The following is a 14190-nucleotide window of genomic DNA, read 5'->3' as shown; positions in this document are numbered from 1 at the left end:
TATCATTCTGACGTATAAATTTAAAAAAGTGTGTTTATGCAGCATTTGGTAACCCAAGAACTTGAGTATTAGCACCTCTTGCTTGCGCAACCCCAATTGTTCGTTCAGACGCACTAATCATAGGCCTTCTATGACTTACGACTATAAATTGAGCATTTGATGACTGATTCGATATTAGTTTTGACAACCTTTCAACATTAATACCATCTAAAAAACTATCAACCTCATCTAATGCATAAAAAGGTGAAGGTTTATACTTTTGCAAAGCAAATAAAAAACTTAAAGCAGTTAACGATTTTTCACCACCTGACATAGAGGCTAATCTTCTGACATTTTTTCCCTTAGGATGAGCCACTAAAGTTAATCCTCCTTCTAAAGGAGAATTAGGATTTTCAAGTTGAAGAAATCCATCTCCATCAGATAAATTTGCAAAAATTTCTCTAAAATGTTTATCAACTTCTGTAAATGCTTGCATAAAAGCCTCCTGACGCATCGTAGATACAGTTTCTATTCTCAGCAATAATTCAGATCTTTCATTAGATAGAATTTCTAATTTTTCTCGCAAACCATTTAATCTCTCAATTAATTCTTCTAGTTCATCAAGAGCCAACATATTAACAGGTTCTAAGCTTTGTAGTTTTGCATTTATGATCGAAATTTCTGATTGCAAAGATTCAAGACTCTTCCCTTCATATTCTCCAAACTCCGGGGAAGGATTAGGTAGATCTTTTTTATAATTTTCTAATTTTATTTTCTCGCTCCTCATCTCTTCTTTAAGAGAATGCATATCCCTTTCAAGATATTCAAGCTTCAACAGATAGTTATTATATTCTTGCCTTTTATTTGAAATTGAAGAGTTTAATTCATCTCTTTTCCTTCTCAATAAACCTAAATCCTTCTCTAGAGAATTTTTTTGATTATCGAGATCTAAAAGCTCTTTTTTAAATTCATCTCTTTTTTCTATCCATTCACTATGAGCAATTGCGAGTTGTTTAATAGATTCCTGCAAGTTTTTTTCTTGTAGTAAAGTAATTTTTAATGAATTATTGATACGCTCTTTATTTAAAGCAAATTGATTCTTTTTATCTAGTAATGTATTTCTCTCTTTAATAAGTAATTCAAGTTTTTTATCAAGATTATTAAAATCGTCATTAAAAGCTATTAATGATGATTTTTGATTTTTTTCATAATTTGCCTTTTGAATGGTTTGTAGTTGATCAAACTTATCGTGATAAGGCTTCAATTGATTTTTTAAATGACCTAACTCGTTAACTAATAAATTATTAGCAGTATCAAGTTTATTTAATCTCGATTTACAATCCTCAATTCTTTGCGAGACAGCTTTAAGAGAATCTTGATTTACTTCAATTTCTTTATTAAATGAGGCACAATCCTCAATTATTTGACTGCGGTTAGAATTTAATATACTAAGTCTATTATTTTTTATTATCAAATCATTATTTGACTCTTTTAAAGCTTCTTCGATAACTAATAATCTTTCTTTTATAGGACTGGAATCATCAATATCATTATTAATTCCAAACCTATAAGCCAAATCTTTATTTAACTTACTGCCTCCTGTAATAGCACCACTTGCTTCTAATAATTCACCACTTAAGGTAACCAACCTATTTTTTTGTGTAGATAACCTAGCTGAGGATAAGTCTGAAAAAACCAAAGTATCTCCAAAAACATATCGAAAAACATCTGAATAAACTTCATCAAAAGTAATTAGATTAATAGCTTTATCAATAAATCCATTCTCCCTGTTATTTTCAAATCTTGAAATTGCATAATTCTTTTTTTGACTTTTAATTCTATTTAAAGGTAAAAAAGTTAATCTTCCCGCTTTCTTCTTTTTAAGAATTTCAATTGCTTTAGCAGCAATATGATCATTATCAACAACAATTTGTCCTAACCTATTTCCAGCAGCAATTTCTAATGCATATCTATTTTTCTCACTGACCTCTCCAAGTTGAGCTACATAACCATGTATACCCTCTAACCCTGCCTCTAAGAGAATTCTGAGAGCATATGAACCTCTAGATTCGTTTAAAGCTTCCTTCCTGCTTTCGAATCTAGATAAATCCTTTTCAAGCCTTAATTGCTCGTTATTTAGCCTTGATTTAGTTTTAATTAATAAATCGATTTCATTTTTTAAAGAATTAATTTCTGCGCTATTACTTGCCAAGTTTTTATTCTTTGTATCGGATGTCTCTTTTTTTCTTTGATTTCCCTGAAAAAGTTTCTGCTTTTCTAAGTCTAAGGATTCGATCTGTGACAATATCTCATCTTTTTGAATATTATTTTGAATAGTTTCTTCTTCAATTTTCCTTTTTTTTATTTCCAAAGGATTAATTTGATTTTTTATACTTTCAAGCTCAGCATTTAATTTGATACTTTGTTTTGAGAATTCTCCAGATTCTCCAGCCGCATCAGAAAGTTTTTTTCTGGATAGTTTGTGTTTTAAAGTGAGATCATCAATTTGCAAGTTCAATTGATTTAAAAAATTATCATCGAAATTTTCTTGTCTCATCTTTTCTGACTCGATATTCCTCTTAGAAATTGCAATTTCATCTCTCTGCTTTTGTAATTTAATACCTTCTTCTTTATTCAGACTTGATATCCTATCAAGTTCTCTCAAGCTAGAATTAATACTTCCAATATCAGAATTCACTTTTATCAATTTATCCTCTCCTTTCTCCTTAAGCTCATCAACAAGTATTTTCAAAGCATCTTCTAAAACTGATATTTCTTTACTAATAGATTCTTTTTGTTTATTAAATAAGATTTTATTTTTTTCAATTTCACTTTCTTTTTTTTCTATAGATTCAACATGCTTAACTTGTTTTTCAAAAATAAGAACTTTCTCTAATTCTATTATTTGTAATAGTTTTGCCTTTAACTCTTTATATCGCTTTGCTTTTTCACATTCTTTTTCAAGCTTATTTTTACTAGATTGCAATTCATTTTCTAAAATTTCACATCTTTCTTGTCTTTCGAAAACGTCATTTAATTTTGCATTAGTTTGTTCTATTCTTGTATCAAAAAGTGCGACTCCTGCTAATTCATCAATAAGATTTCTCCTCTCCTTATTATTCATTGATACTATTCTTGTTACATCACCCTGCATAACAACATTGCTGCCCTCAGGATCAACACTAATATCTCTTAATATTCTCTGTATTTGTTGCAAGGTACATTGTTTTCCATCAGAAGTATAAGTAGAAGCATAAGAACCACCTGGCATAAGCCTTAATTTTCTAGAAACTACCCATTCTTTTTGACCTTTATTAAGGGCAATTTCTTCTTCTTCTAGTTCCAAAGGCGGAAGGTCCTCTCTGGGAGACCAATCTTGAATATTAAATTTTACCGATACAGATGTTTCTGATGACTTACCCTCTTTAACTTTGGAGTTATTTATTAGATCTGGTAATCTTTCAGCCCTCATCCCTCTACTATTAGCTAGACCTAAACAGAATAAAATTCCATCTAAAATATTACTTTTCCCAGAACCGTTAGGACCCGTAACCACCGTAAAACCTTCTTCAAGAGGAATTTTTACATTTCCCCCAAAAGATTTAAAATTTTCAAACTCGACCTGATTGATATGTACCAATCTCAAGTCTCAATAGCTAAATAAGAATAACTAATTTGCAAAAATTCTCAATAGAAATATTACGTTTATTTATAAATGAATATTAATAATTTTTGCTCAATCTACAAGAATTAGCCGAAATTTCAAACAAACCAGAAAGAAGTTCACCATCCAAAATGAATCGATAATTTTCAGAGTCCAAGTCTGTAGAAACGTTTTTAAATATTCCATGATCAATTCTTTTTACAAAACCTCTATTATCAGAAAGTTCATGTTCTATCCTGGATAGCCATATAAGTCTATGATTTGGCTGCTTAGAAATTTCTATAGAAGCTTGATTTAATAAAGGTAGTTTTAAAAATTTCCAAGTTAAACAATCTATTCCATTTTCAACAAGAAAATCATAATGAATATCTATAGCTTTAGCAGAATAAACTTTATGTTCAAGCAAAACCCATTTATTCATTATCTAGTTGATAAATAAATCGAATCTATTTTCAAAACAAAGTTGAGTAAAGATATATTTTCTAAGAGATGTTTCCTGTTATTTAATTACTTGCATCAGGAACAAATCTTAAAGCAATGAATAGCAAACTTCCAGCTCCAGCAATAGCTGCAGCTACTAATCCAAAATCTGTAGGGATTGTGCGAGATGCAAAAATTAATGATGCAAATGTAATATCCATGATGAAATTTAAACTCATTTAATAAATTCAGTAATAGCTTAACAAAACCTTCTTACAGAACAGAGTAGATAAATAAAATGTAAATAAACTTTTATATGTTTTTATTCTATATAAATCGCACAATTCTTTAGATAAGGGTTCCAAATTAAGAAAATAGGGTCTAATCTTAAAATAAATAAGTTTAAATAATGGAGACTTACCATCCTCCCAAAGAAGTAGAAGAAAAAGAAAATAACTCTGATCTTCCTGAAAAAGAAGTTATTTCGGAAAAATGGTTACTTGAAAAAATTGACAGTTTAATACCTTTAATAAAAGAAAAATGGCCTAACATTGCACAACAAACCCTTGAAGCCACAAAAGGGAGTATTGATGATTTAGTTGAAGTAATAGCTAGCCATAGTGGAACCTCAGCAATTGGAATAAAAAGCCAACTATTTGAAATCATTGATTCAATAAGAGAAAACAATTGGGAAATATCAGAAAAAATTGAACCTATCGAAAGTCAATTAGAAGAATTATTAGAAGAACTTAACAATACACTTAGACCAAAAATAGAAAATCCAATAAGAAAAAAACCACTATTATCTATTGCTATTGCGGCTGGTATTGGTTTACTAATAGGAACTCTCCTAAACAGTGGCAGAAAATAATATGGAAAAACCAAAAAATAAAAACTTTGCAAATACCGCCTCCAGAATTTCAGCGATCGCAAGTTCAGTGATGGATTTGCATGTAAGAATAGCTCTTCAAGAAGTAGATAGAGAAAAAAGAAGATTAATTAGTGGTGGAATATTTTTGGCAATTGGCAGCACATTATTATTATTAGTACTAATTTGCATCCATATTATTTTTTATCTTTTTCTAGCGAAATATAATAACTGGAATATTGAATATAATTTATTACTCATAATATTTATCGATTTATTTCTTGCAGGCTTAAGTTTGAAGCTTGGAGGAAAATTAGCCAAAGGACCATATCTTCCTCAAACATTAGAGGGTTTAGGCAAGACAACAAAAGCCGTTTTAGGCAAAAAATAAATTACCTTATTAAATACTTTATCCATCTACAATCTATTCCCCCATTACTAACAGGAATTTTCAATGAAGATTTCATTTTCAAATATTTTGTTAGTTTTGGATTTCCACTTAGCAGCCAAAATTCCCAACCTGAAAAATTATTCTTTAGGAAGATTCCCATTTGTTCATATAAACAAATCAATTCATTTTCATCGCCTAATTTTTTGCCGTATGGAGGATTACATATGATTATCCCAGGTGTGCAACTTAATTGGAGTGCTAAAAAATCATTATTTATAAGCTCAATATAATTTTCGAGTCCAGCTAATGATATGTTTACATTCGCCTGCTCAAAAACCTTTTTATTAATTTCACACCCTATTATTGTTGGTAATTTTTCATAATTTATAATTTTATTTTTTGCCTTATTTTTTTCATTAAGATAAATATCTTTCCTAAAGTCCAACCAATTCTCAAAAAGATATACTTGATCAATATTTATGGGAACTCCAAGGAATTGGTTGACTGCCTCAATTAAAAAAGTACCCGAGCCACACATAAAATCTATTAATGGAACTTTGCCATTCCATTGAGTCATATTTATCAATCCAGAAGCTAAATTTTCTTTTAATGGAGCATTTCCAATTGCGGGTCTATAGCCTCTTTTGTGTAAGCTTTCTACGCTGCTTTGAAGACTGAGAATTGCTTTATTATTATTTAAATGCAGATGAATTATAAAATCAGGATTATCTAGAGAAATATTTGATCTTTTATTCCAAACTGCCTGTTGCAAATCAGTTATAGAATTTTTTACTTCAAGAGCAGTGAAATGAGTATGACTTAAAGAAGATGTTCTCCCAGTTACTTGAACATTAAACGTTTTATCAAAGTGCAACCAATTTAACCAATCAAATGAATCTCTAACCCCCGCATATAAAGATTGCTTGTCATAGCAATTAAAACTTGCAATTTCTCTATAAAAACGAAAAGCTAATCTGGAATAGAAATGAACTCTATAAAAAGTTTCAAAATCACATTCAAAATTAATAAATCTTTTATAAGTATTAATATTAAAGCCGCCTAAATTTGAAATTTCTTCTGCTAAAGATTTCTCTAGTCCCTCCGGAGATGATGCCACTACATTCATATACGATAAAACTTAGTAAAAAAACTATTCAATAACCATTTTGCCTGTCAGAATATAAATGTCCAATTGGACTAGGTGATCTCAACCGATGTTTCGGACAGCGGTTCGATTCCGCTCAACTCCACTATTTGGGGTTGTAATGGTTTCGACGGGGCATAAGGAAGGTGACTGAAGCCGGCTCGGTTAGAGCAAAAACACAAATGCTAACAAAATCGTTAGTTTCTCCCGTCAAACAGCACCAGTTGCTGCTTGATCCTAAAGGAGATGGGGTTATATCAGCCTTATCAACCAAATGATACGAGGAGTCTGGAAGGACTCCACTTTTTTTAAATAACTAAGAAGTTGTAATAGATAATTTATTAGTGTGTAAATATTGCTGCAAATGCTTGTATTAAAAAGAATTTTTTTAATTTTATAAGTATAAATACTGAGAAGATAAGTTTTAAATTAATTTATCTTATTAAAAAATCGAATCTTGCAAAATGGAATCTAATAAAAAACTGAATGACTTGATAATAAATCTCAAACCAAAAGTTATTAGATTCACTGGCGAAAAATTTCCCAATGAACTATGGAATAGTGGTTGTCAAATAAAAAAAAATAAGAAAATATCTAGCTAAAAATTTAATTAAATACTTGAAAAAGGATTTTTAGGCATTTTTTTTAAACATTTTTTTGACAATTCCTGAAGTACTTTAAATTCACTTTTATTTAAATTCCACTTGAATACATTCGATACATCTATAACTTGAGATTTTTTTCGCATTCCAACGAGTGGAATAGCTCCTTGATAACAACACCAATTAATTGCTACTTGCGCTTGGGAAACTGATCTTTGATTTGCAATTCTTTTTAAACACCTCCGCAATTCATATGTTGGTTTTTTATAGTTTTCAAATAATGCATTGCGAATAAAACTTTTTTCTTTATTCTCTTCTTTATCTGGATCAATACAAAGTATTCCAAAGGACAAAGGACTATAAGCAAAGAAATCAATATTATTTTCTTCGCAAATTTTTTTTACCTGATATTGTTTTCCTAAATCGGGAGCAAGCAAAGAAAACTGTATCTGAACACTTTTTAGGCTCTGATCTCTTTTTGCCAAGAAATTAATTAATTTCATCAATCTTTTAGGGCCTATATTTGATAAGCCTATTTGAAAATCAAAGCCTTCATCTTTTAAATCGCAAAGATTATTCAACAGCCCTAATTCCTGCCAAGGATTGTATTTTGCAGTTGACCAATGTAATTGCACTATATCTAATTTGTTATTAAGTCTTTCTAAACTTTTCAAAAAAGGTTTATTAAAACCTCTGTTACCTATTCTCCAGGGATAAGGTGCAAGTTTGGTTGCTACTTGAATTCTTTTTTTCTTTGCTGAAGGAGTATTTAGTAAAAATTTTCCTATCAACAATTCACTTCTACCCTGAAGATTCCCAGTACCGTAAGAATCTGCAGTATCAATTAGATCGAAACCTCTTCGTAACGCTTCATTATATGTCTCACGTAAATCATCGTCATTTGTAGATTGGTAATTCCAGAAAAGCTTATTCCCCCAAGACCACGTACCTAATCCAATTCTTTTCTTCACTAGCCAATTTAAATAAGGAACTTTATAAGGTTATCTAAAAATATTAACTTCTTTAAAATATTTCAAAAAATAAGTTTTAAAGCATTAAAAATCAATTTCTCTTGACATTAAGAAATTATTCTCCAAAGTAAGAGAAATAAAAATAAAAAATTGTTCATTACCGTTTGCGGACAAAAAGGGGGTGTGGCCAAGACCTGCACAAGTATTCACCTTGCTAGTGTTTGGCATTCTGAAGGTAAAAAAGTTTGCATAGTCGATGCCGACAAGAATAGATCTGCTTTAGCATACGCATCAAGAGGCAATCTTCCATTTCCAGTTTTCCCCGTCAGTTCAGCTGCTAAAGCATCAAGATCATCAGAAATTGTAATAACTGATGGCCAGGCTAGCAGTGATCAAGAAGAACTTAAACACTTAGCGTATGGTTCAGATTTAGTTATCTTACCTACAACTGCAAAAGCAAGATCAGTAGAATTAACTGTTGAACTAGCTAATTTATTAAGCAACTTAAAAGTTAACCATGCAGTAGTAATAGTAAAAGTTGATTTTAGACAGCAAAAAGCAGCGCAACAAGCCAAAGCAGCTCTAGAAAATTTTGGTTTATATGTTTTTGATACATTTATACCCTTACTTTCAGCATTTGATAAAGCAGAAGCCTCGGGCAATGCTGTATTTGAAGCTGTAGACGATTTAGGTAGATCAGATCCTCGTCGAATGACGGGCTGGTCTGCTTATTGTTCAATTGCCTCACAAATTCCATGCCTGATTTCGAAGCCCTCATCCGACACCAACAACTTAAACAACCAACAACCAATCAGCGCTTAAAAGTAGTTGATTCTCCTAATTTTGAAGAAGAAAAAAACGAAGAAACAATAATTAGACAATCTGGATTATTAGTTAATTTTTTTGGAGGTTTTATAGGCTCTGTAATTGGAACTTTAACAATACTGTTTCTTTATATGAATGAATATCTACCATTAGATTTACTAAAACTTAAGTAGTATATTCGCTATTTATTTCAACATATTTTTTAGAAAGATCGCACCCCCAAGCTGTGCCTTTCGATTCGCCAGAATTTAGATTAATCATAATTTTTACAATATCATCTACTAAATATCTACCTTTCATTCTGGACTTAATATAGTCTGTGACTTTTTGTGGATCATATTTATTTAACTTGCCGTTTTCCAAAATCTGAGCGTTTCCTATATACAAGTCAACGTCATTTAAATTAAATTTAACTCCAGAATTACCTGCAGCAGAAATGATTCGTCCCCAATTCGGATCACAACCATGTATCGCAGTTTTTACCAAGGCAGAATTACAAATAGATTTCGCGAGCATAATTGCATCATCTGTATTTTTTGCTCCTTGAACCAAAACTTCTAATAAACAATTTGCTCCCTCTCCATCCCTTGCAATATTTTTTGCCAAGTTCTGACATACAATATCAATCCCTTGTTGGATAATTGGAAAAAACCTTTTTTCAATTTTCTCTCCTGCATTTATTCCAACAAAAGAATCATTTGTGCTTGTCTCTCCATCAACTGATATTGCATTAAAAGATTTTTTAACCGCAATAGCAATCATTTTGTCCCATTCTTCTTTTTGAATACCCGCATCACAGGTTAGAAAAGCAAGCATTGTAGCCATGTTGGGGTAAATCATTCCTGAACCTTTTGCAAATCCTGCTATTTTTATTTTTCTACCTTGAATAATCGTCTCTATTGACACTTTTTTCAAAGTCAAATCAGTAGTTAAAATTGCTTCTGCTGCATTTTGAAAATTATTACCCTTTAAATCACTAACTAAATTCGGTAAATTTTTTACTAAATCATTTATTTGTATTGGAACACCAATTACACCAGTTGAGCACATTAAAACTTCTTCTTCTTTTATTCCTAAAAGTTCCGCAATCTTTCCTGTAGCAATTTGAAAATGTTGAATGCCAAGATTTCCTGTACATGCATTTGCTTGACCAGAATTAATTAGTATTGCTCTTACAAAACCTGAAGTTGTTTTAATCCTTTCCTCACAAATATCCACACAAGAAGCTCGAACTATTGATTGGGTAAACATCCCACTAAAAATACTTCCTTCTGGAGCGAGTATTAGTGCTAAATCTTTTTTATTAGAAGCTTTTAAACCAGCAGATATCCCAGCAAAAAGAAACCCCTTGGGTGTTACCTTACTGTCATCAACAAACGACCAATTGGAATCTAACTGGCTCAAACTTTTTGGTATTTTAATTCATACTAACTACTCTTTAATACTAAAGAAACTAAGTAATTAGATTATTATTAATTATATGGATATTCTTCAAAAATTAAAAAACAACCAAAGAAGGATTGGTTTAACAGGAGGTATTGCAAGTGGGAAGACAACCATAACTAATTACATTAGAAAACATAAAAACATACCAATATTAGATGCAGATCATTTTTCAAGAGAATTAATCAAACCAAACACATATGGATATAAGAAAATTTTAGATTATTTTGGAAATAAAATTATTGATAATAAAAGCAATTCAGAAAGGGAAATAAACAGAAAACTTTTAAGGAACATTATTTTTAAACATTCAGCAAGCAAGGAATGGATTGAAAAACTACTTCACCCCTTAATTAAAGAAAGAATGATAGAAGAATGCAGTCAATACAGAAATAATCAAACTATAGTATTGGTTATTCCATTATTGTTTGAAGCAAAATTTGAAGATATTTGCACTGAAATATGGTTAGTTAAATGTCCTAAAGAACTACAAAAAAACAGACTTATCACAAGAGATAAAATTAGCGAAAAAGAAGCATATGAATTGATAAATTTTCAATTAAGTTTTGAAGAAAAAAGAAAATTCTCAGATATTATTTTAGAGAATTCGGATGATCAAAATAAATGGATCAATACGATAAAAGAGCTTCTTTAAGCTTTAGCTATTTAATTTTTCCATAAGAAGTTTATTTGCAAGTTTAGGGTCAGCTTTACCTTTTGTTCTTTTCATAAGTTGACCAACAAAAAAACCAAGTAACTTAGTTTTGCCATTTTTAAATGCTTGAACTTCATTTGGATGTTCATTTATAAGTTCATCAATTATTGGTAAAATACTTGAAGAATCAGATATCATTGCCAACCCTTTTTCTTCAACTAATTTTTTCGGAGAAATATTTTTTTGAATAAGTTCAGGTAAAATTTCTTTTGCAATTTTTCCACTAATTATATTTTTTGAAATCATGTTAATCATTTCAGCAAGATTTTCAGGACTAAGCTTTAATTCACTAAAACTTAGTTTGTTTGATTTTAAATAGCCCACAATATCACTTGTTACCCAATTTGAAGCTAGTTTGGCCTCGGCACCATTTGCTACTGTTTCTTCAAAAAAGTTTGCCATGCTTATTTCATCAGAAATTACCCTTGCATCATATGCAGACAACCCAAATTGACTTACGTATTTATTTCTTTTCTTTGAAGGTAATTCTGGTAGTTCTTTAAACCATATTTCTTGTTGGGCTTTTGTTATTTCAATTGGACCTAAGTCAGGATCAGGAAAATATCTATAGTCACTGCTACCTTCTTTTAATCTCATACTTTTCGTTAATTGCTTAGCTTCATCCCATAACCTTGTTTCTTGGAAAATTTTTCCTCCATTTTCATAAACTTCTATTTGTCTGGCTATTTCATAATCACAAGCCTTTTGAATTGCAGAAAATGAATTCATATTTTTTATTTCCACTTTGGTACCAAAAGGAGCATTAGGTCCTTTTCTAACTGAAATATTGACATCACAGCGTAATGAACCCTCTTGCATATTTCCGTCTGATACTCCTAGATATCTAACTGTTCTTCTAATCTCTGAAGCATATTCAGATGCCTCTTTACCTGATCTAATATCTGGTTTACTTACAATCTCACAAAGTGCTATTCCGGCACGATTGTAATCAACTAAAGAATACTTAGAGCCAGCTAATCTATCACTTCCTGAATGGACTAGTTTTCCGGCGTCTTCTTCCATATGTAGCCTTTCTATACCAATTTTTTTGATATAAGGTTCTTTGTCCTTTTCAATTATTTCAACCTCTAACCAACCATTTTCAGCTAGTGGCTCATCAAATTGTGAAATTTGATAATTTTTAGGCAGATCAGGATAAAAATATTGTTTTCTATCAAATTTACAATGTTCTGCAACGTTTAAATTTAATGCTAACGAAGTTTTTACAGCATACTCAAGAACAGTCTCATTCAAAACTGGAAGAGTTCCTGGTAACCCACAAACTACAGGATCTATATGCGTATTAGGTGCATCACCAAAAGCTGTTGACGCAGATGTGAATATTTTACTTTTCGTATTAAGCTGTACATGAGTTTCCAAACCAATCACAGCTTCCCAAGATTCCAAATTGTTCATTATCAAAAGTCTCTTTATTAATATTATTGGATATAAAGGAAAAGAGGACCAAAACACAAATAAAAATATTAATTTTTAAATGGCACAAGAAACCAAAAATTCAATATTAATCATTGGCGGTGGACTTTTAGGTTTATCTATTGCTTATGAATTTTCTAGAAATAACTTCAAAGTTTTAGTTTTAAGCAAAAACAGAAATGAATCAGCTGGATTTGTTGCTGCAGGAATGTTAGCTACTCATGCCGAAGGGCTCGAAGATGAATTACTAAAATTTGGCCAAGAAAGTCAAAATCTAATTCCAAAGTGGATAAAAAGTATTGAACAAGATAGTAATATTAAATGCGGTTTAAAAAAATGTGGCATAGTAGTTCCTTTTAAAAACAAAGAAGATCTTGAAGAGTTTCCCACTTATGAATATGGAAAATATTTAAATCACAAAGATCTTCAAACAGAAATTAATGGAATGAATTCTATTTGGAAACATGGTTTACTTTTTGAACAAGATGGTCAAATAGATAACCGAAGAAGACTGATGCGTGCTCTTGAGAGAGCATGCTCCTTGCATGGAGTCGAATTTCAAGAGGGATCAGAAGTAGAGGATTTGACATTCGAAAAAAACAAAATTACAGGTGCAACAGTTTTATGTGCCACTGGGGAAATAAAAAAAATTAACTGCGAAAAAGCAATTATATGCAGCGGTGCTTGGAGTAAAAAAATTTTTAATAAGATTCCAGTCTTTCCTGTAAAGGGACAAATGCTATCAATACAAGGTCCAACAAATTTTTTGAAAAGAGTTATTTTTGGTCCAAAAACTTATCTAGTTCCCCGTGATGATGGACTTATTATAGTTGGAGCGACAGTTGAAAAAGATTCAAAATTTAATCAGGGTAATACTCCTAATGGAATAAAACAACTGCAAGAAGGCATTCGCTCCTTATTGCCAGAAGCTATTAATTGGCCACAAATGGAACATTGGTGGGGATTTAGACCTTGCACACCAGATCTAAAACCAATAATTGGAAAATCAAAAATTGAAAATCTTTTTATAGCTACAGGACATTACAGAAATGGAGTTTTATTTTCTGCAATAACAAGTGATCTTCTTTTGAAAATAGTTCAAAATAAAAATCTCAAAGAAATAGAAAAAAGCTTTTTAGAAAAATTTAGTTTAGATAGATTTGCGATTTAAATTTTAATTTTCAGATCGCCATTTCGAATCAGAAGTTTCCCACTCACATAATTCCTCTTCGTTAAACCATAGATCAATTTCAAATTTTGCTGTATCTTCTCCATCAGAACCATGAATAATATTCCTCCCAATATCAATAGCTAAATCACCTCTAATTGTTCCAGGCTCTGCTTCCAGAGGTTTTGTTGCACCTATTAGTTTTCTAGCACTCAAAATAACTCCTTCGCCTTCCCACACCATTGCTACAACAGGACCACTTGAAATAAAGTCTACTAAATCACCAAAAAAGGGTCTTTCTCTATGTACTCCATAATGATTTTGAGCAAGTTCTTTTGAAGGAATTAATTGCTTTAATCCAACCAATTTAAATCCTTTTTTTTCAAATCTGCCAATAATCTCAGAAACATATCCTCTTTGAACTCCATCTGGTTTAATTGCAATAAAGGTTCTCTCTTTGGTCATTTAGTTAATAATCACTCTATGTATATTCAACTTTTGGGTGGTAACTTGGCAAGTAATCATTAAAATAAAAGATATTGTTTTGAGTTATTTTCAAAAACATT

13 protein-coding genes are annotated in these 14190 nt (G+C 30.9%); 5 read left to right on the top strand and 8 right to left on the bottom strand.

The window, feature by feature from the left end; genetic code table 11:
* Nucleotides 1-34: 34 nt before the first annotated feature.
* From smc to MK115_RS01940, 3 genes are all read right to left on the bottom strand, one after another.
* Nucleotides 35-3619 carry a chromosome segregation protein SMC gene (gene smc, locus MK115_RS01950; protein WP_502923583.1) on the bottom strand — a complete coding sequence of 1195 codons (3585 nt, stop codon included), beginning with the start codon at nt 3617-3619 and terminating at the stop codon, nt 35-37.
* 82 nt (nt 3620-3701) lie between these two features.
* Nucleotides 3702-4064, bottom strand: a complete 363-nt coding sequence (locus MK115_RS01945; protein WP_287608689.1) for a hypothetical protein — start codon at nt 4062-4064, stop codon at nt 3702-3704.
* Between the two features lie 82 nt (nt 4065-4146).
* Nucleotides 4147-4284, bottom strand: coding sequence for a hypothetical protein (locus MK115_RS01940; RefSeq protein WP_002806908.1), 138 nt, complete (start codon nt 4282-4284; stop codon nt 4147-4149).
* Between the two features lie 188 nt (nt 4285-4472).
* Between MK115_RS01940 and MK115_RS01935 the strand changes: the two genes are divergently transcribed.
* Complete coding sequence (locus tag MK115_RS01935; protein WP_287608681.1) at nt 4473-4934, top strand: DUF883 C-terminal domain-containing protein; 462 nt, start codon at nt 4473-4475, stop codon at nt 4932-4934.
* A gap of 1 nt (nt 4935) precedes the next feature.
* Entirely contained in the window at nt 4936-5322 is a 387-nt protein-coding gene (locus tag MK115_RS01930) for a phage holin family protein (protein WP_025932891.1), read from the top strand.
* A gap of 1 nt (nt 5323) precedes the next feature.
* On the opposite strand, the gene MK115_RS01925 is transcribed toward MK115_RS01930, so the two are convergent.
* Together MK115_RS01925 and MK115_RS01920 are read right to left on the bottom strand one after the other, a co-directional pair.
* A complete protein-coding gene (locus MK115_RS01925) occupies nt 5324-6448 on the bottom strand; it encodes a THUMP domain-containing class I SAM-dependent RNA methyltransferase (RefSeq protein WP_287608679.1) in 1125 nt (374 codons plus the stop codon).
* Nucleotides 6449-7076: 628 nt separating this feature from the next.
* Entirely contained in the window at nt 7077-8039 is a 963-nt protein-coding gene (locus MK115_RS01920; protein WP_287608677.1) for an aldo/keto reductase, read from the bottom strand.
* A gap of 150 nt (nt 8040-8189) precedes the next feature.
* On the opposite strand from MK115_RS01920, the gene MK115_RS01915 reads away from it, so the two are divergent.
* Nucleotides 8190-8861: a ParA family protein gene (locus MK115_RS01915; protein WP_079298105.1), complete on the top strand. Its 672-nt coding sequence runs from the start codon at nt 8190-8192 to the stop codon at nt 8859-8861.
* A gap of 168 nt (nt 8862-9029) precedes the next feature.
* Here MK115_RS01915 and argJ read toward each other — a convergent pair whose 3' ends face one another.
* Entirely contained in the window at nt 9030-10268 is a 1239-nt protein-coding gene (gene argJ, locus MK115_RS01910) for a bifunctional glutamate N-acetyltransferase/amino-acid acetyltransferase ArgJ (RefSeq protein ID WP_287608674.1), read from the bottom strand.
* Between the two features lie 76 nt (nt 10269-10344).
* On the opposite strand from argJ, the gene coaE reads away from it, so the two are divergent.
* Nucleotides 10345-10962 carry a dephospho-CoA kinase gene (gene coaE, locus MK115_RS01905; protein WP_287608672.1) on the top strand — a complete coding sequence of 206 codons (618 nt, stop codon included), beginning with the start codon at nt 10345-10347 and terminating at the stop codon, nt 10960-10962.
* Nucleotides 10963-10965: 3 nt separating this feature from the next.
* Here coaE and gatB read toward each other — a convergent pair whose 3' ends face one another.
* Nucleotides 10966-12438, bottom strand: a complete 1473-nt coding sequence (gene gatB, locus MK115_RS01900) for an Asp-tRNA(Asn)/Glu-tRNA(Gln) amidotransferase subunit GatB (protein ID WP_287608670.1) — start codon at nt 12436-12438, stop codon at nt 10966-10968.
* A 79-nt stretch (nt 12439-12517) separates the two neighbouring features.
* Between gatB and thiO the strand changes: the two genes are divergently transcribed.
* Nucleotides 12518-13627, top strand: coding sequence for a glycine oxidase ThiO (gene thiO / locus MK115_RS01895; protein ID WP_287608669.1), 1110 nt, complete (start codon nt 12518-12520; stop codon nt 13625-13627).
* 3 nt (nt 13628-13630) lie between these two features.
* Here thiO and ndk read toward each other — a convergent pair whose 3' ends face one another.
* A complete protein-coding gene (gene ndk / locus MK115_RS01890; protein WP_025932884.1) occupies nt 13631-14089 on the bottom strand; it encodes a nucleoside-diphosphate kinase in 459 nt (152 codons plus the stop codon).
* Nucleotides 14090-14190: the final 101 nt, after the last annotated feature.

The sequence above is a fragment of the Prochlorococcus sp. ALOHA_ZT_50 genome (assembly GCF_022447305.1).
In the GTDB taxonomy this organism is placed as follows: Bacteria; Cyanobacteriota; Cyanobacteriia; order PCC-6307; family Cyanobiaceae; genus Prochlorococcus_A.
Note: the sequence above shows the minus strand (reverse complement) of the source record. Positions and strands in the feature narration are given on the sequence as shown.